Raw genomic sequence first — 19,328 nt, 5'->3', positions numbered from 1 at the left:
ACAAATCCCAAATCACTTACACCGATCAGGTTATCGCTCTGGGATCAAAGCCACCCCTGCAAAAAGAGTGAAACTCAAAATCATTCCTAGAATGCTCGACGAATCGCGATCGCCAATTAGATAACCAATGGCTTCTGGAACATTTGAAATCTTCCAAGTAGTCACAGAGTGAAGCTCGATCAAATTTACAGATGACTTAAATTCTTTGAGAGTTACCAGTTTCTATGGTCTTGGCTTCGCTCACTGATCGATAAAATAAAGTGTCAAAATTTACGCCTAGAGTTGTGCAAAATCCTCGATCGTACTTATTCAATCAGATGTCGAAAACGGCATTCTCCGTCAAAACTGCAAAATTTCTTTTCATCGTCCTGCTCACGTTTGCGATCGCGCTCACAGGTGCGCCAATCTAAGCGACTTGCAGAAACTTGATTTTTAAATCATCAACCGTTCAAGGGCATGAGCATCCGGGATACAAAGCGTATCGCGATCGCGCACAATCAAGCCTTTCTTCTCCAGCTTGCTCAACACACGAGTTACAGTCTCCCGCGCCAATCCACTCAAACTACTTAATTCCCGATGCGGCAAATTCGGGATCTCAGTTCCGTTCTGTCCCCGTTTCCCTTGCCCATCCGCCAGAAATAGCAAAATATCTGCCACCCGCGATGTGCTGTCCGATTCGCGCAGTCTCAAGCGGCGATTGACCTGTCTCAGTCGTCGTGCCATTAATTGCGCGAGTCGAATTCCCGCTTCTGGTTCAGAATTCAGCAACTGCACAAAATCTTGAGCAGGCATATTGCCGATCACCGTCGGAGCCAGAGTAATAACATCCGTCGATCGTGGAACTTCATCAAGCGGAGCCATTTCACCGAACAGTTCACCCTTGCCTAGAATGTTGAGCGTCACCTCTTTGCCGTCGAGGTTGTAAGTCCGAATCTTCACCCAACCACTGAGAATAAAGTAGACCGAACTGCCCCAGTCGTTTTCAAGCAAAATCACCTGATTCGCCGGATGAGTTCGCATCACGACATGAGAGATTGCTTTTTCGATCGCACTATCTGGCAGTCCTTCAAAGAACGGGGCAGAGCGGATCGACGCATTGATCGTAGTATCGCGGAGAGTGTAACGGTCTTCCATTGAGAGTACTAACCAGAGTGCGGCAGAAAAAAGAACGCAAGATGACCCTTAAAATCAAATGAGGGATGAGCTTAAAATGCCCATCTGTCCCAGAGATTGCACAGCCATGCACTCGGACAGTCTGGGATTATTTTAGAGGGTTTACTGAATAAGAGCGCACGTTTCACTCAGATTGCCCGTTCCGAAGTAAAAACAAGAACATGAGCTTCTTGTAAAATCGTCCTGATTTCGTCGTGAAGCTTTGTTTCGTGAAGTAGATTGATTTTCTAATTCCCTGTGAAACTGGCAAAAGATGATTCGGTTCGGGCAACCTACAACTAAGTTGAGATCAATGGGATGTCCGGTATTGCCGAATTCTAATCAAGGATTGTTATTGTGACTGCCAATCAGGATCAGATTCAGCGTCTTCTTACGGAAGTTCAAGACGTACTCGCTCAAGGAAACGCCCGTTTGCCTTGGGGAACGGCTGCACAACTCACCCGTCAACGTCAAGTTTTAGAACAAGTTCGCACCTATTTACAATATGCGCTGTACGACTTGAGCCAGGAAAAGCCAGAAAAGGACAATCAGGCTCAAGACGTGATGCAAGCGGTGATCGAGGAGATGAACGCTCTACGATCGACGCTGTTACGTCCGCTTCATTCTGAAGTTTCGAGTCTGATGCAGCAGCGAAATGCTTTACTGCGCGAAATTCGTCAGCTTGAGGCACATCGCGAATTATTAGAGCAACCAAGTCCGCAAACTTCGGAAAATTTGCCTGTCGAGAAACTTCAAGTCATTCACGATCGAGCCGATCAAGTCCTCACCACGCTCGATTCAACGCTACATGTCGTGTTTGAATCGCTACAGAAGGATATTCAGGCATATCAAGATTCACTGTCTCAAGGGATTGATAAATTACATAGTCTGGGACAGCAGAGCGAAGTCATGTTTTCCGGTATCGTCGGACGGTTGGCGACTCAGATGGGACAAAATGCCTCGGCGTTTCTCCAAAGTGCATCTGATCCGAATCAACTCCCTCAGCTTGCAATGCCGTATGCCGGAACCGAATTACCCTCAGCCAAATCGCAGCGTCAATCAACCGGAGCCGCGATCGATTCCATCACCGTTCTCACGGAGTTAATCGATCAGTTAGCGGTTGAGGTCGATGAATTTCCGATCGCAGTGCCAGTCGTTCCGCCCCGTAAGGGATCAATCAGTGGGCGAGAAGCTCCAGCAGAATTGAAATCTCTCTTTCAGGGAGATTCGCCAAAAGTTGAGCCGTTAATCGAGCCAAATGGTTATGGTGCTCTGACTCAAGAAACCACATTTGATCAGCTAAAAATTGCTGCTTCCACTCAAAATCCAGTGATCTTCACCTTGGAAGGAGTCGAAAATCTATTTGATGAGGATGTGGAAAATAATACTAAAGAGTGAGGTTGACAATTTGCAACAGCAGATCGACAGATTTCCGGTCAGCCACACTTAAACTTCATGGAAAACCGCAGCAGTTCAAAGATTGGACAAACGCTGCCGAGATGTCAGGGTCGGGATCAGTAGCCGTGAATATAGTGACAGATAAGTTTTATCGATTCTTTTATTCTGGGCTGCTCTCGTGATGACATTCACCGATTCTCCAACCCGTTCTACTGATTCAAGTGCTCAAGATTTCGCGTCGATGCGTCATGCGTTGCGCTTAGTCCGCGAACCCCGAACGCTTCATGCTTCAGTCAATAGCAAGCTCAAACGTACGATCGATATTCTCGGTGCTTCAGTTGGATTATTGATCACTGGCTTGGTGTTGTTGCCGATCGCGATCGCAATTCAAATCGATAATCCTGGCAGGATCTTTTACAGTCAAATTCGCTGCGGTGTGAATGGTCGCCCGTTTCGGATTTGGAAGTTTCGGTCGATGGTGACGAATGCGGACAATTTGAAGCATATGGTCAAGAACGAGGCGACCGGAAATATTTTCAAGAGCAAAGACGATCCGAGAGTGACCCAGGTGGGTAAGTTTCTTCGCCGTACGAGTCTCGATGAGTTGCCGCAGTTCTGGAATGTGCTACGAGGCGAAATGAGCTTAGTTGGAACTCGTCCACCGACTGTTGATGAGGTCAAACAGTACGAGGCGCATCACTGGAATCGATTAAATGTGAAGCCTGGAATTACTGGAGAATGGCAGGCGAATGGTCGATCGACCGTGACAGACTTTGAAGAGATTGTCGCGATGGATTTGGAATATCAGCGGAAATGGTCGGTGCTGTATGACCTGCAATTGATTTTCAAAACGATCGTGGTTGTACTGAATAAGAAAGGCGCTTGTTAAGAAAAAAGCGATCGATAACTGATGAATTGGGAGAGTCCTTTCAGGATTGTCCCAATTTTTTTATGCTGGAGTCTGTTCTACTTTGTACGACGTGATGAATTTGCCAACCTGGATTACGGTGTCTCGATTGTTTGGGGTTCCGATTTTGCTTTATGGATTGCAGTCACCGAGCGCTGAGACTCGTTGGATCATGGTGGTTGTGTTTCTCATTGCGGCTGGAACCGACTGGCTCGATGGCTATTTAGCAAGAAAGCTCAATCAAGTGACGGATTTAGGTAAGTTTCTCGATCCGCTCGTGGATAAGTTGCTGGTTTTGGCTCCGTTGATGTCGCTCGTGGAACTTCAGCAAATTCCAGCTTGGGGTGTATTCGCGATTTTGGCGCGGGAATTGACGATCGCAGGTTGGCGCGTCGATCCAAATCTTCAGAAATCCGTTCAGGGAGCGAATTTCTGGGGCAAGCTCAAAACGGTCAGCCAAATTGCAGCGATCGCGCTTTTGATCGCTCCTTTATCTTCAGAGTGGCAACTTCCGACCCTGATTCTGTTTTGGATTTCCGTCGCGCTGACTTGGATTTCAGGCTTGATCTATCTACTGCCCCAGAAATCGGATTAACTGGCTTCAGGTTCTTCGAGTTTCTGACCCAGTTTCGGTTCTGTGCCTTCGATTAAGCGTTGAATGTTCGATCGATGTCGCCAGATCACATATCCGCCACCTGCGATCGCAAACAGCAAATACGGTAAGGGTTGAGCAAACAAAACCATAAACGCAATCACCGAAACGGCTCCTGCGATCGAGCTAATCGAAACAATCCGCGTGATTCCCAAACTCAGCGCGAATACGCCAACGGTGGATAATGCCACCATCCAATTCATCGCCAGCAGAATCCCCAAGCTAGTCGCAACGGATTTTCCGCCTGAGAATCCGAGCCAGATTGATTTGCTGTGTCCGAACAACGCAGCAAGTCCAGCCAAAGTCACCATCACAGGCTGCCAAATGGCGAAATTTAAGCCGACGATTTTCGAGAAATAGAGCCAACCTGGAAGATAGGTGAAAGCGTAATTCACAGCCGCGATCGCTAAAGCACCCTTGCCAATATCAATCAAGAGCACGATCAAGGCTGGAATTTTCCCGATCGTCCGCAACACATTCGTTGCTCCAGTTGATCCCGATCCCGCTTCTCGAATATCAATGCCTTTGAGCAATCGACCCGCGAGATAGCCCGTCGGAATCGAACCGAGCAAATAAGCGACGATGAGCAGCAGTGCGTTGTTGATAAACCAAGGAAGCATATTAGTAGTACGATTGTTGCTGGATCATTTGTTGGGGACTCGGCGCAAACGCAAGCAGTAACGGAAACTGAAGCAGCGCGAGATTGATACTTTCTTCGGTTTCATCCACCACAATCAGCGGCAGAAACCCATCTTTATCGAGTCGTTCGGCTTTGAGTGCTAACGGTTCAGCGACTTCAAACAACGCAATTCCGCGATCGCTCCCAAAATCACTCCGAGTCACACCCAGACAATCTTGCAGTCCGCGTCGCCATTCTCCTAGGCGCTCCGGAGAATTTGCCAGAATTAGGACTCGTAAGCGATCGCGATACAGATTATAGAGAATCGAAATCGATGCCGATGCAATCAAAATGTTCTGTAAGCGCGATCCCATTGTCCGAATCGCTCCTCGTCCCCCTTGTTTGAAAAACCAATTTGAAACCCGTTCCGCGTGAACTGGCTCGAACGTGCGGCGCAGTTTCCAAACGGGACCGTAATAATCGGGCTGATTACGGAACTGATCGATAATGCTGCGAATTTTTTGGGATTGTTCCTCGAAAGTCGATTCGGCAAAATTCGGACTGGGAGCCGCTGCCGATCGCGGTTTTGGTTCCTCTTGGATCGGAGCGGGTTGCAGTTCGGCTTGGAAGGTGGGTAACTCTAATTGTTCGGCAGCGATCGCTAAATCTTGCAGACTGCCCACGAGGTAATCTTTGAAACTCTGAACTCGAATCGCGATTTCTTGAGATGAGCCTGCAAAACTAGATCTCATCTCGTTACGAATGCGTTCTTGGCGGCGCTCTAATTGTTCGATCGACAGTTGTAAAGTCTGTCTGCGCTGCTCCAATTCCGCTAAATTCTGCTGCACGACTCGCCCTAAAGCGTCTCGTGTTTGACCTAGCTGCGCCTGCAAATCGTCACGAGTCGCAATCAGCATCTCAATTTCGCGCTGAAGAGCTTGTTCTTGCTGCGTTAGGTCAGATTGAGCATCGGGTAACTTCAATTCTGGCAACGCTGCCCCCGGTTCAGAAGGCGTAGTCTCATCGGAAATTGGCAACTCATCAGAACTCATACGCAACACTCAATAGTTAAGCCTTGGGAAAACGGTGTTCAAGGCACATCCGTAACATTTTAGGATCAAAAATGATTGGGAGAAAGTGAATACTCTGAACCTCTCTAAAGTAGAAGAGAATGGGTACAGGCGACCAGAAGATTTCCCAGTTCTGCCATTCCTGGTAAGGAAACCGCCGAATCAGCGTTTCACCTCGATAGACATCCAAATCCGTCGGCGTGAAACGGAGCCGTAACATCACCGTTTGAATCAGCAAAAACGCCCCGAATAACGCGATCGCGCTTGCGACCCAGACTTGCACGAACAATAGCGGAATTGCAGCGGTGATTAGAACGATCGGGATCGTATAGCTCGGAGCGAGTTCGATCGTTTGGTCAGAATTTCCAATGAAATTAGCATCGGTCATGGGACATTCCTCGCAGGTCAGGGACAATTCATATTCTAGACTGGGACGAATCTCGAAGACTCGCGGTACGATCGCTCTTAGAATGTAGGTCACTTCAAGGGGTTATATCGATGTTTATCACAGAACTTTCACCGCTCGTCCAAGAACTCGCCCAGCAACCTGTCGCCTTTCTCGGTGGCTTGTTCACAGGGTTGCTACGCCTGAGTTTGAATGAAGAACCTGTTAAAAGCTGGCTAACTCAGCAAACCGGAACAACGGTCTATGTGACCCATCCGCAGAATGGAAACGGCAACACGCCGAAATCTATCTCGATCGACTGATACCCGTTATCCGGTTCAATCTTGTAATTCACGAATAAGGGAGCAGTCTACTCAGATTTGCTCCCTTATTCGTGAATTCAGCCATCAGAAATAGAAGAGATCCTTAAATAGATCAATGATAAGAGTCGGAACTATTTTTTAGAATTCTCAGAGTTTCATCAAATATCAAAAAAGTGGAACAAAAGTCTACAAATTGGTAGAGATAAACTTAGCAATAGTCTAAATTCTTCATGGTAGAATTCAGATTAAGAGGGTGCAGAATCTGTAAATCAGAACAGATTTGTCGCCGATTTTTTTAGCCTTTCTAATATGCGTTTTCATCCAACGATGGTCGGAGTTCTTGTATGAGAGTAACAAAGTTAGCCCCCGTTCAAGCATTTTTCTACTCAGGATTTCTGAGTGTCGCAATTGCTGGAATTGCCCAAGCTGCGCCGACTCAACCCGCTGCTAAACCGACGATGTACGCAGTAGGTCAAGCATCAGGCGGCACATTGAGAACCTACCAAAGCGAACTTGGATTTCGATTTGATGTAAAAGATCCGTACACTGTTGACACATCTCAAGAAGGACAAGGAACGGTCGTCGTTCGTAATCCTTCTTTAGGAAATGAAGCAGTTGGAAGTGATGAGCCTGCACCTGTCGATAGTAATGTGCAAGCTCAATCTTCTCCAGGCGATCGCATTACGATTACAAGGTTCGAGAATCCGAATCGATTGAGCGCCCGACAATGGGCTGAACGAAACCCAAATCAGTCCTTTTTTGATGGACGACAAAGCAACTACCAAAGCTATAGTTTTGCGGGTCAACCTGCCGTGTCATATTCCTGGTGTGGTAACAGTAACTGTGGCGATAGTGTGATTGTTCCAAGCCGTGATGGACGCAGTATTTTTGTCCTGAGTGCGATGTATGAATATCCTGGTAACGCGGTGCGGTGGGACTTCAAGCAGATGGTCGGTCGATTTAGATTGACGCAATAACAGAGATGCCACTGATTCGATGAAGCCTGGAATGCGATCGCGTTTCAGGCTTTTTAGATCTGTCTCTGGATAGAAATCCGGGAACTTCGGCGCGAAAAATCGGTCACGACAAGAGAACGCCACTCCGGAAGGGTTCGATACAGCTTTTGCAAAATTCATTCATACGATCGAGGTTGATACCATGTCGCTAGAGGGCTTGACAGGAATGCGAAATTTGGTGGTTCGAGGAACAGCGCTGTCGTTAGGAGCGCTGATGGTGGCAGGTAGTGCGGCGATGGCTCAAACCGCTCCGGGAGATGTGGTCATCCCGACTGAACCCGGCGGCACGACAACAACCAGACCAGGTGATACGACGATCCCGTCTCCGACCGCTCCAGGAACTCGGTTCGCTTGTCAGACTAATAATGGTCAGAATACGGTGATGTACTTCCCGGAGAGCCAACCGAATCAGGCTTATCCTTGGGCGGTTCCGAGTACGTTGGGTGGGGGCTGGAGTTCCGATCGTCGATGTAATGAGATTGCGCGTCGTCTAGAGTCATATCGTCCAGACGGTTTGGTCGAAATGAGAACTGGATCTGAGAACGGCTACAACACGATTTGTGTGACAACCGATCGAGTTCCGTCTTGTCGGATTGTGTTGACGGTGCCGCCCGGACAAGATCCGACTGTGACCCGCGATCGCGTGTTCCAAAATCTTTCTGTGGCAGATAGCGGTCAGCAAACTCAAGGCGTTGTGACGTTTGGGGGGGGTCGATCGAGTGTGCTCGATCAGCTTGGACGGGCGATCGGGATTGGCGGTCGTCGATCGACAACGAATGGCAATATCAATCTGAAGCCGTTCCTGTCACCGAGAGATGGTGGAACGGGTGAACGATTGGTCGGTGGGGTGAAAACGCGATCGAATCGTCCTGCAACCCGGACGGTTCCGAGCATTTTCCGCCGTTAAATTTCGTTTTCTGCACGAATGCGATCGATATAGCATTCATGCAGAAAATTGCTCAACAGCAAAAAGCGCCTGAAGAATTACATTCAGGCGCTTTTTCAAATATTTAGAACTGGGGCGCTAGGATTCGAACCTAGGAATGCCGGGACCAAAACCCGGTGCCTTACCGCTTGGCGACGCCCCAACGCATCACCTCTAGTAATATAACATCAAGTTCTGAAGTTTTGTCAACAATTTTCGTATCGAGTCGTACCGCCATCGATCAAGGAAATCCTTATGATGGAAGGCTAACATAATGACGTTTGACATGACTCGATTGGAGCCGCACGATCGTGAATGCAGCAGAACAAGCGACCAGTTTAGAATCCGCCAGCAAAATTGCGACCATTACGAATTTAGTAAAAACTGATTTTCCAGACGCACGAGTCGATCTCAAACCTTGGGCAAATGATCCTGATACTCGCGAACTGATTGATCCAGACTCGATCGATATTGGCTTTCATTTTCCCGGACGAAGCCGATTGTTTCAATGTCGTAGCGTCCTCGTGCAAATTCGGTTTCATTCCGATTCAGAGACGCAGGTGAGAAGAGCGATCGGGATTGAAGCAGCGGGATTTGACCACAAAGGCAAGCAGTGGCAGTTTTCAACCGTTCAGAATTGGAGGTTTGAAGGAGAAGGTCAGCCTGCACCGGAAGCGGCTGCGAGACTGAAAACTTTTTGTCAACGGGTGCTAGAGATTTTTAATCAAACTTCGTAATACCAAATTGATTTTTGAGCGCCACAGATCTTGGAAGCCCCCTAAATCCCCCACGAGTGGGGGACTTTGAGTGTGAAATTTCTTCAGAGGTCAGAACTGGTTTAGGTTTCAAAGTCCCCCAGAATGGGGGATTTAGGGGGCGAAAGATCTGTAGCATTAACAGATTGATTCGGTATGAGATTAGGCTGCCAACGATAGCGATTCAGGCTGAGTCTACCGTTTTCGTCGAATTCGATGCCTTCAGATTCGAGGAGCGATCGCTGAATGTAATCCATGCCTTCTCGAAACGGCGACATGGAAACCTCTCCTTTTGCATTGATCACGCGATGCCAAGGAACTTCTAAAGTGTCATCGGTGGCGCGAAACAAGGCATATCCGACTAAGCGAGCTTGTCTTGGAAGTCCGGCAAGTTCTGCAATCTGTCCATAGGTTGCTACCTGACCGTGAGGAATTTGGCGGACGACTTCATAGATCTGATGATACTTAGACATTTACTTGAGACGGCAAACAAAGGCTGCAAGTGCTTTATGATAAGCGGTTTCAGGTTTCATCCAAGGATCGTTAATCGATTTGTAATTGATTAACGATCGCGTTTCAAAATATCCGAGTCTCACAGTGCGAAACTGCTGTCGTTTGCAATCCATTTCTACTCTCGAATAAGCGGCTTCAGCGTTCACCACGTCATAGATAATTCTGCCTCCCGTTTTCTCGATTCCATTGAGGTTTACGTAGGCAGTTCCATCGAATTGTGTCCCTGGAACTTCTTTCCAGGCTGGATTTTTCAGTTCAATTCGCTCCGCATGAGCAGGCAACGCAATCAAAAGACTGAGCAACGGAAGCGAACGAAGATTCATAAGCGGTTGAGTCCAGTTAAATCAAGGTAGGTTTGTTCGATGTTTCCTTTCAGAAGTTCAAACGGTTGATCAGGTTCCCCTAACTGATCAATGACCAACGCTGCACCTGTGAAGTCCTGCGATCGAGTATACGCATTCAAGGTAATCACCGTTTTGATTCCTGCTGCTCGTGAGGCTTGTAAGCCTTGAAAAGAATCTTCGATCGCGATACAGTCGGCTGCACTTAAATTCAGTTTCTCTAGAGCATAAATATAGATATCGGGTGCAGGTTTTTTGTGTGGCACAATGTCGCCCGCTGCAATTGTTTCAAACCAGTTTGGGCTATCGGGTGCAAGTTCGGTTTCGAGTAAGGCGATCACGTTATCGAGTCGGCTGGTGGTTGCGATCGCTAACCTGACTCCCGCCTGCATCGCTTCTGTAATCAATCGCCGCACACCCGGACGCAATGGAATGATGCCTTCTTTCACCAAAGCTTGATAATGCTGCGTTTTTGCTTTGTGAATTCTGGCAGCGAGTTCTTTAAGAACTTCACCTGCTGGAATTTTTGCTTGATAAGTTTGAACATAGTGCTGAATGCGTTCTTTACCGCCAGCGACTTCGAGCAGTTCCCCGTAAAGCTCGATCGACCAATTCCAATCAAGACCAAAATCGGAGAAGGCGCGATTAAACGCGAGGCGGTGTCCATCTCGTTCGGTATCGGCAAGCGTCCCATCGACATCGAAGATTAAAGCTTTCAGATTAGACATAGAAAAATTTTCAGATCAATTTCCTGATTCAGGGATACTGCAACTGTAGAAACAGATAGCGCTTGTGTGCTTTTAATTACTCAGTGACTTGTGGGATTCAGGGGCAATATGAAGAATGCAAAATGGCTTAGCCTGGTTGAATACTTGGTACTCATTGGATCAGGTTTTGGCTCGATCGCGTCGATCGCGTCACAACAACTGGCATTTACGGCTGCCCCTATCTCGTGCTTATTGTTACTGAATTTAGTCAATCGCCGCCGTCTCGATAAAGAGACATTAAGAGCAGCAGATACTAGCATTGCACATCTCGACCAGCGAATCTCTGACGAGATCAAAGTCCTCGATCAGCAAGTTCGTACCCTTCCCAGCTTTGTCGATCTTGCCAGCGTTCGGAAAACAATTCAACAGCGACACGATAACGCGATCGCACAATTACAGCACAATGTTTCGAGTCGGATTAGCGCGATCGAGGAGCGAGACTTTGATCAGCTTGAAAAAGAACTGGCATATCTCAAAAGCAAGTACTCTCAACTCTCGGAATCTTTGGCAACCGTTTCACAGCAGTTAGGACGACTCGCGACGAACAATCGAGTCGAGAGCGCGGAAACTGCGATCGTAGAATTGCGTTCTGGAGTGGAATACCTTCAAAACAAGCTGACCGAAGTTGCAACGACTCAGAAGCAAGTGATTCCACGTGTGATGCAAGATGAAATTCATCAGATTCATCGACGATTGAATCGTTTGCCTCAGCCATTTGATGCAACCGCACTAAAACAAGAAGTCGATGGATTAGTGAAAGTCGTTGGTGAGCTAGTTTCTCGGCGGGATTTAGCAAAATTGATGGCTGAGATTGAGAAGATCAAACAACAGCATCAGAGCTTAGAGCAGACCGTTGCACCTTTGCGATCGATAAACAGTATCATGCGAAAGCAAATGGATACTCTCTCAACCTGGATGACAACCGGACATCCTGGAGCACCGATGGTAGATGTTGAGAAGCTACAAGCAACAGTCACACACCTTGAAGATCGCCTTAATACTTTTTCAAGTGGTGCGAATTTAGCTGAGCTACACACTGAGATGCAAACAATGATCAATGGACATTTGAGCCATTTACAGGAGCAATTCGACAGTGTGCAGCAACATACTCAGAACCTCGATCGACAACAAAAGCATTTGTCAGAATGGATGACCCGCCTGCCAGAAATGCTTGATGCAAGTGCACTTCAGACTCAAATTAAGTACCTAACTTCACGGTTAGAAGTCACGGAAAGTCAGCTTGCAGAGATTGCTACTTCTGCTCAGTCTGAGTATGAATTGCTGTTTAATTTGGCACAGAATACTGATCCGTTTGAGAATACACGGACAGTCTTGAAGCAAGCACTCGAAACGGCGAAATCGCGGGTGATTGTCGTTTTTCCTTATCCCGATCGCGCCACACTCGATGATGAACTGCTTCAGAACTTTCAAACGTTCCTCGATCGCGGCGGTTCACTCGACATTGGCTGGGGACATTTAGGAGATGAACAAGCCGCACAGCAGACGCGATACATTCACGATCGGGAAACTCCATCGATTCCAAAGAACTTTCTCAGAAAGGTTCTCGGACAGTTAACCCAACTCAAGCGCAACTATCCATCACAATTTCGCTTCAAAGTATTGGGAACCAGCGAGAATTTCCTGGTATGCGATTCAACCTACAGCATTCTGGGACTGCATCCGGTTACTACTGCGAGCACTGCTTTTCCTGAAATGGCGATCGGGCTTCGCACTCAAAATTCAACTGTGATTCAAGGTTTGATCGATCGCTTTGATCATCCAGTGCTAGAAAACAATGCGATCGCTTATCTCAATCGAGCAATTACTCGCTATGAAATGGGCGATCGAGCAGGCGCGATCGAAGACTACACAACTGTGATTAAACTTGATGCAAAACAGAGTGTCGCGTATAACAATCGTGCCTTAGTGAAGTTTGAAACCGGAGATCATGCAGGTGCGATCGCGGATCTCAATCGTGCCATTTTGATCGAGGGTCGTAATCCGATTGTGTACTGTAACCGAGGGGTGATTTGGTTGCAGATTGGTGAAAAAGTGAATGCGATCGAGGATTTTAGCTATGCGATTCAAGTCGATCCTACTTGTCTAAATGCGTATGTGCAAAGAGGTCTAGCCCGCCTGAGATTCGACAACAAACTTGGTGCGGTCGATGACTTTACTGCAATGCTAACGATCGATACTCAAAATGCTGTGGCTTATTTTCATCGCGGATTAGCTCGGAGCACGATGAATGATAAAACGGGTGCCATTCAAGATTTGAAAGAAGCAGCTTGGTTGTTCTCGGTGCAAGGAGATCAAGCGAAACATCAACATGCGATCGAAGCGATTCACAAACTGCGGAAACGCTTTGTTCACACAGAAGTTCCAAGTCTGCGATTAGTGCAAGAAGCCTAGAGTAGAATCCATCCTTGTTTTGCACCGAGAATAACAGCCTCGGTTCGGCTCGAAACATCTAGCTTACTAAAAATCGAACTGATGTGAAATTTCACAGTATGTTCCGATAAATTGAGATGTTGCGCGATCGCTTTATTTCCCAGTCCTTCCGCTAACATCGTCAGAACTTCAACTTCTCGCGGTGTGAGCGGCATCGGTTCAGACGATCGGACTGTCGGCACAAACATCGAATCAATCAACTCAGGATGAAGGACGCTTAACCCTGCTGAAGTAGCTTTAATCGCTTCTGTGAGTTGTTCGCGAGAAACATCACTCGGCAGAATCGAGCGAATTCCAGCTTGTAGAAATTCAGCGATCGCAGAACTATCATCTAGCAATAGAACAATCGGAATTTCAACTTCAGAAACATCTGACATTGCATCTTGTTCGAGTAAAATCACCGTCGCATCAGAAGCATCGATCGCAGAAGAAATCGAAGCAGGACGGATTGCACTTCCAGCGATCGCTAAATCTGGGGTGAGAAGCGCTGTAAGTCCTGCTTGAGTCACGATCGATTGAGCAATGATAAACACGCGAATCATGCGGCTTGTGGCTCACTGTGTCGGCTTTCTAGAATAACGTTTCGGCTCAGATGTTGCCCACCTCGCAGAAACTCGATCGTGATTCCATCCCCGACATTCGAGTTTTGTAGAATCCAGAATAGTTCATTCTGCGATTGGAACACAGTGCCACGAACTCCGATCAGAATGTCTCCAGGCAACAATCCCGCTTTCTCGGCTGAGCCATGAGGCTCGATCGCAGTAATTAACAATCCATAAGCTGGACGGCGATCAATGATCACGCGAACAAACTGAAGCTCCACACCAAGATAAGGAACATTGCCCATGTTATTCAGGAATTGTTCGACTGTTTTGCTTGGAATCGCAAGCCCTTTACCATTCACGATCATGGTATTGATGCCGATCGCTTCCCCTTTCGCATTCGCTAATAAACCGCCAGAATTACCCGGAGCTAATTGAATATCAGCTTGAATCCACGCATTCTTAGACTCGATCGTATGAATAATCCCTGCGGTCACTGCACCAATCCTTCCGCCTGGATGTCCCACCGCAAACACCAATTCTCCAACCCGTAGCTGCTCAGAATCACCTACAGTAGCCACAGGAAGATCCGTTGCATCAATCTGGAGCGCAGCTAAATCACGCTGTGAGTTTCGACCTTTCACTTCGGCTGTGAAGGTTCGACCATCTGAGAGTTCAACGATCGCATCTTGTCCCCGCACAACATGATTATTGGTAATGATCAATCCATTCGATCGCCAAATCACGCCTGAGCCAAATTCCCGTCTTCCGACACGAACTTGCACGGTCGATCGACGCATCGGCTCGACAATTGCCGCAAAGCTTTCTGTGAGTGACATTAGCCATTCCTCCCTGGTCTTTCTCCAACAATGATGGTTTTTTCCGTCAGCACCCCGCCCCGAACAATCTTTGCAGTTAACGGTTGCCCAACTTGCTCAGAACTCAGCATTGAGTGAACATCGGTGACATCCTCGATCGCGTTATCGTTCAACGCTACTAAAATATCTCCAAGCAACATTCCCGCATTGTCCGCAGGCGCATCGGGTTCAACGCTAACAATGATTACACCGCCAGGATTCGAGAGATTCAGCGATCGACAAAGTGCTTCCGGTAATCGAATCGCCTGCATTCCTAACCCTAGATATCCGCGTGCAATTCGTCCGGTTTGGAGCAATTGATCTAACACTCGATCGACCATTGCTGCTGGAATCGTTAGTGGGAACTGTCGCGCACCTGCTGTATTAATTCCGAGCACTTGTCCTTCAGGATTAATCAATGCACCACCGGAAAAGCCCGGATACATCATGAGTGCAGGTTGAATCAATTGTGCGATCGTACTTCTCGATCGTCTGCCATGGCGATGATGATCAGGTCTACCAGAATGCTGCCAGCCTTCGCTAATCGAACTGATGATCCCCATGCTGGCACTGGTTGAACCTTCTGCGCTTCTAGAGACAGCGAGAACAATCTGACCAACTTTGGTTTGAGTAGAATCAGCAATTTCAGCCGTGGGTAGATCGATCGATTCGAGGCGGAGAACGGCGATATCCATTGTCGAATCTCGTCCCGCGATCGATGCCGATGTCGATCGACCATCGGGCAAGATTACATTAATTTCTTCGTCTTGCTGAATCGTGTGATCAGCCGTGATGATTAAGTTCTTGCGCCAGTGAATGCCACTAGAGGTGCGTCTTCTGCGGGCGTTGACAGCAACGATCGAGCGAGATGCTTTTTCAACCGCATCTGATAGCTGATTCGAGAACGCTAACGCTGTTAATGTTGAATCTGTCATAGAGTTTAGGTAAACGATGTCCTGTTTTCAGAATGCCGTAACCTCTATCCAAGCAGCATCGGAGATTCGGGTAGAACTTGACCTAGCCATTTGTCTAGGTCAAGTCCTACCCACGCACTAAATCCTGACGATGCGGGGTTTTTCCATTGAGAGGAAATAGGAGGGACTGGGCACCCTACACCTGTCACTCTATATTCAGAACTATGAATCGCATCGCACTGTGTCTGGGAATCGCCGGGGCTGGATTGTTTGCGTTTGTCGATCGCGTTCAGGCTCAAGCCGTTGTACCCGATGGAACGCTCAATACGATCGTCAACTCCAGCGGCGGTAATTTCACCATCACAGGCGGCACTTCAGGAGGAAGCAACCTTTTTCATAGCTTCCGAGAATTCTCAATTCCCACAGGCGGTTTCGCTTACTTTAACAATACAGGCGCAGTGCGAACCATCTTTAGTCGCGTCACAGGTACAACCGCCTCTAGCATCAATGGCATCATCGCGGCGAATGGCAATGCCAGCCTATTTCTCCTCAATCCCAATGGAATTCTGTTCGGACCAAATGCCAGTTTGAGCATTGGCGGATCGTTTATCGGGAGTACAGCCAGTGGCATCCGGTTTGATAATGGTGCGGAATTCTTAGCAACTGAAACGCCATTACCCGCGCCGCTTCTCACGATCAGTGCTCCAATCGGTCTACAAATGGGCAGCAATCCGGGCACGATCGCGCTTCAATCTCAGCTTGAGGTAAATCCTGAACAAACTTTGGCGTTAATCGGTGGCGACATTGCAATCCAAGATAGTTATCTTTATGTTCCTGATGGTCACATTGAGCTAGACAGCGTTGGTAGTAATGGCTCTGTGTTGATCGCTCCTAGTACGACAGGTTGGACATTTGGCTACGGTAATGCGGCAACCTTTCGGAATATTGCTGTAAATGAAAGCTTTGTAGAAGTGAGCGGCGATGGCGGCGGAACGATTCAACTTCGGGGTAACAAAGTCGATGTAACAGGCGGAGCGCAGATTTACACTCTGACTTATGGAGCGCGATCGGGCGGTGGGGTCACGGTTCAAGCTGCCGAGTCGGTAACGGTCGCTGGTCTGAACAGTCAAAATGTTGGAAGTGGATTTTTCGCAGGCATTGTTTCAGGAAGCGGGAATGGTGGTGATCTAACGATTAGCACACCATTATTTAGCGTCGTCGAGGGTGCACTGGTGGGTGTAGAAGCGTTTGGAGGTCAAGGAAACCTCGGTCGCTTGACGGTGCGGGCGGATCGCCTTGAAGTGTTAGGCACTTCAACGGATGGAAGGTTTTCTAGCGTAGTTTATAGCCTGGTTGACCAACCTGCTCAAGGACGAGGAGGAGACATCACCCTGAATGTGCAGCATCTACAAGTGGGTAAAGGCGGTAGAATTTACGCAGAAACCGGAGCATCGGGTCAGGGCGGCAATCTTACAATTAATGCTAGATCCATAGCGGGATTTGGCAACCCTCAAGTGCCGAACTCGCGATCGAGTGTGATCGGCGTTGCGGCGAGAGCGACAGGAAATGCTGGAATCGCCACGATTACAACAGAGCAACTGACTTTAACCGACGATACTCAAATTTATGCGGGAACCAGTGGTGCTGGGAATGGAGGCAGTTTAAAGATTCAAGCGACTGAAATTTATGCCGATCGCGCCAATGCTACAAGCGGATTTTCGACCGGGCTAAATTCGTCGGTTGCAGCGGGAGCGACTGGAAATGCTGGAGCGATCGAGGTTCAAGCTCAGCGGCTAACGCTGCTCAATGGTGCTCAAATCTTTGGTGGCACCGCTGGAGTTGGAAACGGGGGTCGAGTGACGATCAAAGCCGATGAAATTACCGCAGTGGGAGTAGGAACAGAAGCAATTTCTGGAATCGTGTCGAGTGGAATCACTGCCACGATTAACCGAACGGCTCAAGGTAACGCTGGCAATCTAGAAATTGAAGCCGGGAAACTGAGTTTGAGTGCGGGTGCTGAAGTTTCAAGTAGTGTATTGGGCACTGGAACTGGCGGTGATATCACCATTCGAGGTCAGGAAATTCTTGCCACTGGTCGAGATTCTGGCATTTATGCAACTGTTAATCGAAGCGGGACAGGAAACGCTGGAAGTATCACGATCATGAGCGATCGCGTCGTTGTCAAAGACGGAGCAGAAGTCTCTTCCAGTACGTTTGGTGTGGGCAATGCTGGATCAATTCGGATGCAAGCGACTGAATCGATTCAAGTCGATCGGGGCATCATTTTAAGCGGCGTGGGTAAAAATGGAGTGGGACAAGGTGGGCAAATCAATCTTCAGACTCGACAACTGCAATTAACCAATCGCGGCAACATTACGACAGAGGCTCTTGGACAGGGCAACGCTGGAGAAATTCTACTAAGAAGCAATACAGCATCGCTAGAGGCAAGTTCTGAAATTTCGACCGCGAGTAGTAACGCTGGAAATGCAGGCAAAATCAGTATGACAACCGACTTGCTGACGCTAGATCAATCCAAAATTACGAGCAGCAATACGGGCAGCGGCAATGCGGGAACAGTAGATTTAGCAGTCAGCGATCGCTTTGTAGCTCGTGGCGGAACGATTTCGACTTCAACGATCAACGGGATCGGCGGCACAATCAGTCTGAGTGCCAATCAAGTCGAACTGCAAAATAGTCAAATCGATAGTAGTACTTCGGGGCGTGGCAATGCTGGAAAAATCACGCTGAACGCGAATAGTGCAGCTTTACGGCAGAGTCAGATGAGTAGTCAATCGACAGGTAGCGGGAATGCTGGGACGCTCTCGATTTTTACTTCTACATTAGCGATCGATCAAGCCTCAACGCTTTCCACTGCAACGACGAATGAGGGGCAAGCAGGCGATGTTTTGATTCGATCCGATCGCGTTTCTCTGCGCGACAATTCCCAAATCACAAGCCGCAGTAGTGGAACTGGGAATGGCGGCACGATCGATGTCACAGCGAACCGTTTGTCGCTTGATCAAGGTTCTGCTTTGAATGCTCAAACCGCTTCGGGCGATGGCGGCAATATTTTTCTATCGCTTGCGAACTTGCTCACCCTGAACAATCAGAGTCTAGTTTCTGCTGAAGCAGGGGGGATCGGGAACGGCGGTAACATCACGATTCAAGCCGATTACATTTTGGGTTTGGGCAATAGTGATATTGTTGCAAACGCTTTTCAAGGACGCGGCGGGAATATTGGAATTACTACGCAAGGCATCTTCGGATTTCAGTATGGCGACCAACTCACGCCGAACAACGACATCACTGCAAGTTCTCAGTTCGGTATCAATGGTAGTGTTCAGATTAATGTTTTGAGCCTTGATCCGAACTCTGGCTTGGTCGAGTTACCCGTGGCAGTGATTGATCCGAATCAGCAAATTGCAAAAGGCTGTCAATCAGTTCAAGACAGTAGCTTTATTGTTTCGGGTCGGGGCGGACTGCCCACAAATCCGCTAGAAAATATCAGCCCTGCGCCTGTGGTCTGGGGTGATGTACGATCGCTTTCTCCAGTTGGGCAGTCAGCCATTCAACCTATTCAGGTTTCAGCGCCGTTAATGGAAGCCAGCACTTGGCGACGCAATCCTACCACGGGTCAAGTAGAACTAATTGCAGAACGATCGATGCCAACGTTGATGGCGACTTGTGCAGGCATTACCCAATAACGGGTATGGTGCAGTTTCTTAGAGAGTATTGAAAGCG

21 protein-coding genes and 1 tRNA gene are annotated in these 19,328 nt (G+C 48.0%); 10 read left to right on the top strand and 12 right to left on the bottom strand.

Features of this window, described 5'->3' with window-relative positions; translation table 11 throughout:
* Window positions 1–30: 30 nt before the first annotated feature.
* Window positions 31–165, bottom strand: a complete 135-nt coding sequence (locus NIES2104_RS33370; RefSeq protein ID WP_263970936.1) for a hypothetical protein — start codon at window positions 163–165, stop codon at window positions 31–33.
* A 95-nt stretch (window positions 166–260) separates the two neighbouring features.
* On the opposite strand from NIES2104_RS33370, the gene NIES2104_RS31670 reads away from it, so the two are divergent.
* Window positions 261–410, top strand: a complete 150-nt coding sequence (locus tag NIES2104_RS31670; protein ID WP_156426911.1) for a hypothetical protein — start codon at window positions 261–263, stop codon at window positions 408–410.
* 22 nt (window positions 411–432) lie between these two features.
* On the opposite strand, the gene NIES2104_RS09490 is transcribed toward NIES2104_RS31670, so the two are convergent.
* Window positions 433–1,134 (bottom strand): Crp/Fnr family transcriptional regulator, encoded by a 702-nt coding sequence (locus tag NIES2104_RS09490; protein ID WP_058997946.1) that lies wholly within the window; start codon window positions 1,132–1,134, stop codon window positions 433–435.
* A 375-nt stretch (window positions 1,135–1,509) separates the two neighbouring features.
* On the opposite strand from NIES2104_RS09490, the gene NIES2104_RS09485 reads away from it, so the two are divergent.
* The 3 genes from NIES2104_RS09485 to pgsA all read left to right on the top strand — a co-directional run bounded on the left by NIES2104_RS09485 (window position 1,510) and on the right by pgsA (window position 4,052).
* Window positions 1,510–2,550, top strand: coding sequence for a hypothetical protein (locus NIES2104_RS09485; RefSeq protein WP_058997944.1), 1,041 nt, complete (start codon window positions 1,510–1,512; stop codon window positions 2,548–2,550).
* Window positions 2,551–2,731: 181 nt separating this feature from the next.
* Window positions 2,732–3,439 carry a sugar transferase gene (locus NIES2104_RS09480; protein ID WP_082689954.1) on the top strand — a complete coding sequence of 236 codons (708 nt, stop codon included), beginning with the start codon at window positions 2,732–2,734 and terminating at the stop codon, window positions 3,437–3,439.
* A gap of 46 nt (window positions 3,440–3,485) precedes the next feature.
* Complete coding sequence (gene pgsA, locus NIES2104_RS09475; RefSeq protein ID WP_339375082.1) at window positions 3,486–4,052, top strand: CDP-diacylglycerol--glycerol-3-phosphate 3-phosphatidyltransferase; 567 nt, start codon at window positions 3,486–3,488, stop codon at window positions 4,050–4,052.
* Here the strand turns inward: pgsA and plsY are convergent.
* Genes plsY through NIES2104_RS09460 form a run of 3 tightly spaced genes read right to left on the bottom strand, consistent with a single transcriptional unit; the run spans window position 4,049 to window position 6,186 of the window.
* On the bottom strand, window positions 4,049–4,729 hold the full coding sequence (gene plsY / locus NIES2104_RS09470; RefSeq protein WP_058997940.1) for a glycerol-3-phosphate 1-O-acyltransferase PlsY: 681 nt from the start codon (window positions 4,727–4,729) through the stop codon (window positions 4,049–4,051). The genes pgsA and plsY overlap by 4 nt on opposite strands.
* 1 nt (window position 4,730) lies before the next feature.
* Window positions 4,731–5,780, bottom strand: a complete 1,050-nt coding sequence (locus NIES2104_RS09465; RefSeq protein WP_058997939.1) for a DUF3086 domain-containing protein — start codon at window positions 5,778–5,780, stop codon at window positions 4,731–4,733.
* 16 nt (window positions 5,781–5,796) lie between these two features.
* Window positions 5,797–6,186: a DUF3119 family protein gene (locus NIES2104_RS09460; protein ID WP_058997937.1), complete on the bottom strand. Its 390-nt coding sequence runs from the start codon at window positions 6,184–6,186 to the stop codon at window positions 5,797–5,799.
* A gap of 110 nt (window positions 6,187–6,296) precedes the next feature.
* Here NIES2104_RS09460 and NIES2104_RS09455 point away from each other — a divergent pair, with 110 nt between their 5' ends.
* The 3 genes from NIES2104_RS09455 to NIES2104_RS09445 all read left to right on the top strand — a co-directional run bounded on the left by NIES2104_RS09455 (window position 6,297) and on the right by NIES2104_RS09445 (window position 8,429).
* Window positions 6,297–6,506, top strand: a complete 210-nt coding sequence (locus tag NIES2104_RS09455) for a hypothetical protein (protein ID WP_058997935.1) — start codon at window positions 6,297–6,299, stop codon at window positions 6,504–6,506.
* Window positions 6,507–6,850: 344 nt separating this feature from the next.
* On the top strand, window positions 6,851–7,483 hold the full coding sequence (locus NIES2104_RS09450; protein ID WP_058997933.1) for a hypothetical protein: 633 nt from the start codon (window positions 6,851–6,853) through the stop codon (window positions 7,481–7,483).
* Window positions 7,484–7,664: 181 nt separating this feature from the next.
* Window positions 7,665–8,429 carry a COP23 domain-containing protein gene (locus NIES2104_RS09445; protein ID WP_058997930.1) on the top strand — a complete coding sequence of 255 codons (765 nt, stop codon included), beginning with the start codon at window positions 7,665–7,667 and terminating at the stop codon, window positions 8,427–8,429.
* 109 nt (window positions 8,430–8,538) lie between these two features.
* Here the strand turns inward: NIES2104_RS09445 and NIES2104_RS09440 are convergent.
* Window positions 8,539–8,610: transfer RNA gene (locus NIES2104_RS09440), tRNA-Gln, on the bottom strand.
* Window positions 8,611–8,758: 148 nt separating this feature from the next.
* Here NIES2104_RS09440 and NIES2104_RS09435 point away from each other — a divergent pair.
* Entirely contained in the window at window positions 8,759–9,184 is a 426-nt protein-coding gene (locus tag NIES2104_RS09435; protein ID WP_058997928.1) for a hypothetical protein, read from the top strand.
* 101 nt (window positions 9,185–9,285) lie between these two features.
* Here NIES2104_RS09435 and NIES2104_RS09430 read toward each other — a convergent pair whose 3' ends face one another.
* Genes NIES2104_RS09430 through NIES2104_RS09420 form a run of 3 tightly spaced genes read right to left on the bottom strand, consistent with a single transcriptional unit; the run spans window position 9,286 to window position 10,784 of the window.
* A complete protein-coding gene (locus tag NIES2104_RS09430) occupies window positions 9,286–9,675 on the bottom strand; it encodes an MGMT family protein (RefSeq protein ID WP_058997926.1) in 390 nt (129 codons plus the stop codon).
* Window positions 9,676–10,038, bottom strand: a complete 363-nt coding sequence (locus NIES2104_RS09425; protein ID WP_058997924.1) for a hypothetical protein — start codon at window positions 10,036–10,038, stop codon at window positions 9,676–9,678.
* Window positions 10,035–10,784, bottom strand: a complete 750-nt coding sequence (locus NIES2104_RS09420; RefSeq protein WP_058997922.1) for an HAD family hydrolase — start codon at window positions 10,782–10,784, stop codon at window positions 10,035–10,037. The genes NIES2104_RS09425 and NIES2104_RS09420 overlap by 4 nt, the downstream gene beginning before the upstream one ends.
* 108 nt (window positions 10,785–10,892) lie before the next feature.
* On the opposite strand from NIES2104_RS09420, the gene NIES2104_RS09415 reads away from it, so the two are divergent.
* Window positions 10,893–13,235: a tetratricopeptide repeat protein gene (locus NIES2104_RS09415; RefSeq protein WP_058997920.1), complete on the top strand. Its 2,343-nt coding sequence runs from the start codon at window positions 10,893–10,895 to the stop codon at window positions 13,233–13,235.
* Here NIES2104_RS09415 and NIES2104_RS09410 read toward each other — a convergent pair.
* The 3 genes from NIES2104_RS09410 to NIES2104_RS09400 are packed head-to-tail and all read right to left on the bottom strand — an operon-like array spanning window position 13,232 to window position 15,608.
* Window positions 13,232–13,816: a response regulator transcription factor gene (locus NIES2104_RS09410; RefSeq protein ID WP_058997919.1), complete on the bottom strand. Its 585-nt coding sequence runs from the start codon at window positions 13,814–13,816 to the stop codon at window positions 13,232–13,234. The genes NIES2104_RS09415 and NIES2104_RS09410 overlap by 4 nt on opposite strands.
* The gene (locus NIES2104_RS30755; RefSeq protein ID WP_072218046.1) at window positions 13,813–14,655 is read right to left on the bottom strand and encodes a S1C family serine protease; all 843 of its coding nucleotides are present in this window, start codon (window positions 14,653–14,655) and stop codon (window positions 13,813–13,815) included. The genes NIES2104_RS09410 and NIES2104_RS30755 overlap by 4 nt, the downstream gene beginning before the upstream one ends.
* Entirely contained in the window at window positions 14,655–15,608 is a 954-nt protein-coding gene (locus tag NIES2104_RS09400) for a S1C family serine protease (RefSeq protein WP_058997917.1), read from the bottom strand. Before NIES2104_RS09400 ends, NIES2104_RS30755 begins: the two co-directional genes overlap by 1 nt.
* Before the next feature lie 203 nt (window positions 15,609–15,811).
* On the opposite strand from NIES2104_RS09400, the gene NIES2104_RS09395 reads away from it, so the two are divergent.
* A complete protein-coding gene (locus NIES2104_RS09395; protein WP_058997915.1) occupies window positions 15,812–19,291 on the top strand; it encodes a filamentous hemagglutinin N-terminal domain-containing protein in 3,480 nt (1,159 codons plus the stop codon).
* The last annotated feature ends 37 nt before the right edge of the window (window positions 19,292–19,328 follow it).

The sequence above is a fragment of the Leptolyngbya sp. NIES-2104 genome, assembly GCF_001485215.1.
Taxonomy (GTDB): domain Bacteria; phylum Cyanobacteriota; class Cyanobacteriia; order Leptolyngbyales; family Leptolyngbyaceae; genus Leptolyngbya.
Note: the sequence above shows the minus strand (reverse complement) of the source record. Positions and strands in the feature narration are given on the sequence as shown.

Bases quoted from the DNA above. Each gene is read 5' to 3' on its own strand.
- NIES2104_RS09490 (WP_058997946.1), bottom strand. From the start codon at position 1,134: ATGGAAGACCGTTACACTCTCCGCGATACTACGATCAATGCGTCGATC.
- NIES2104_RS09445 (WP_058997930.1), top strand. From the start codon at position 7,665: ATGTCGCTAGAGGGCTTGACAGGAATGCGAAATTTGGTGGTTCGAGGA.
- NIES2104_RS09430 (WP_058997926.1), bottom strand. From the start codon at position 9,675: ATGTCTAAGTATCATCAGATCTATGAAGTCGTCCGCCAAATTCCTCAC.
- NIES2104_RS30755 (WP_072218046.1), bottom strand. From the start codon at position 14,655: ATGTCACTCACAGAAAGCTTTGCGGCAATTGTCGAGCCGATGCGTCGA.
- NIES2104_RS09400 (WP_058997917.1), bottom strand. From the start codon at position 15,608: ATGACAGATTCAACATTAACAGCGTTAGCGTTCTCGAATCAGCTATCA.
- NIES2104_RS09480 (WP_082689954.1), top strand. From the start codon at position 2,732: ATGACATTCACCGATTCTCCAACCCGTTCTACTGATTCAAGTGCTCAA.
- NIES2104_RS09425 (WP_058997924.1), bottom strand. From the start codon at position 10,038: ATGAATCTTCGTTCGCTTCCGTTGCTCAGTCTTTTGATTGCGTTGCCT.
- NIES2104_RS09450 (WP_058997933.1), top strand. From the start codon at position 6,851: ATGAGAGTAACAAAGTTAGCCCCCGTTCAAGCATTTTTCTACTCAGGA.
- NIES2104_RS09395 (WP_058997915.1), top strand. From the start codon at position 15,812: ATGAATCGCATCGCACTGTGTCTGGGAATCGCCGGGGCTGGATTGTTT.
- NIES2104_RS09460 (WP_058997937.1), bottom strand. From the start codon at position 6,186: ATGACCGATGCTAATTTCATTGGAAATTCTGACCAAACGATCGAACTC.
- NIES2104_RS09410 (WP_058997919.1), bottom strand. From the start codon at position 13,816: ATGATTCGCGTGTTTATCATTGCTCAATCGATCGTGACTCAAGCAGGA.
- NIES2104_RS09420 (WP_058997922.1), bottom strand. From the start codon at position 10,784: ATGTCTAATCTGAAAGCTTTAATCTTCGATGTCGATGGGACGCTTGCC.
- NIES2104_RS09455 (WP_058997935.1), top strand. From the start codon at position 6,297: ATGTTTATCACAGAACTTTCACCGCTCGTCCAAGAACTCGCCCAGCAA.
- NIES2104_RS09415 (WP_058997920.1), top strand. From the start codon at position 10,893: ATGAAGAATGCAAAATGGCTTAGCCTGGTTGAATACTTGGTACTCATT.
- plsY (WP_058997940.1), bottom strand. From the start codon at position 4,729: ATGCTTCCTTGGTTTATCAACAACGCACTGCTGCTCATCGTCGCTTAT.
- NIES2104_RS09465 (WP_058997939.1), bottom strand. From the start codon at position 5,780: ATGAGTTCTGATGAGTTGCCAATTTCCGATGAGACTACGCCTTCTGAA.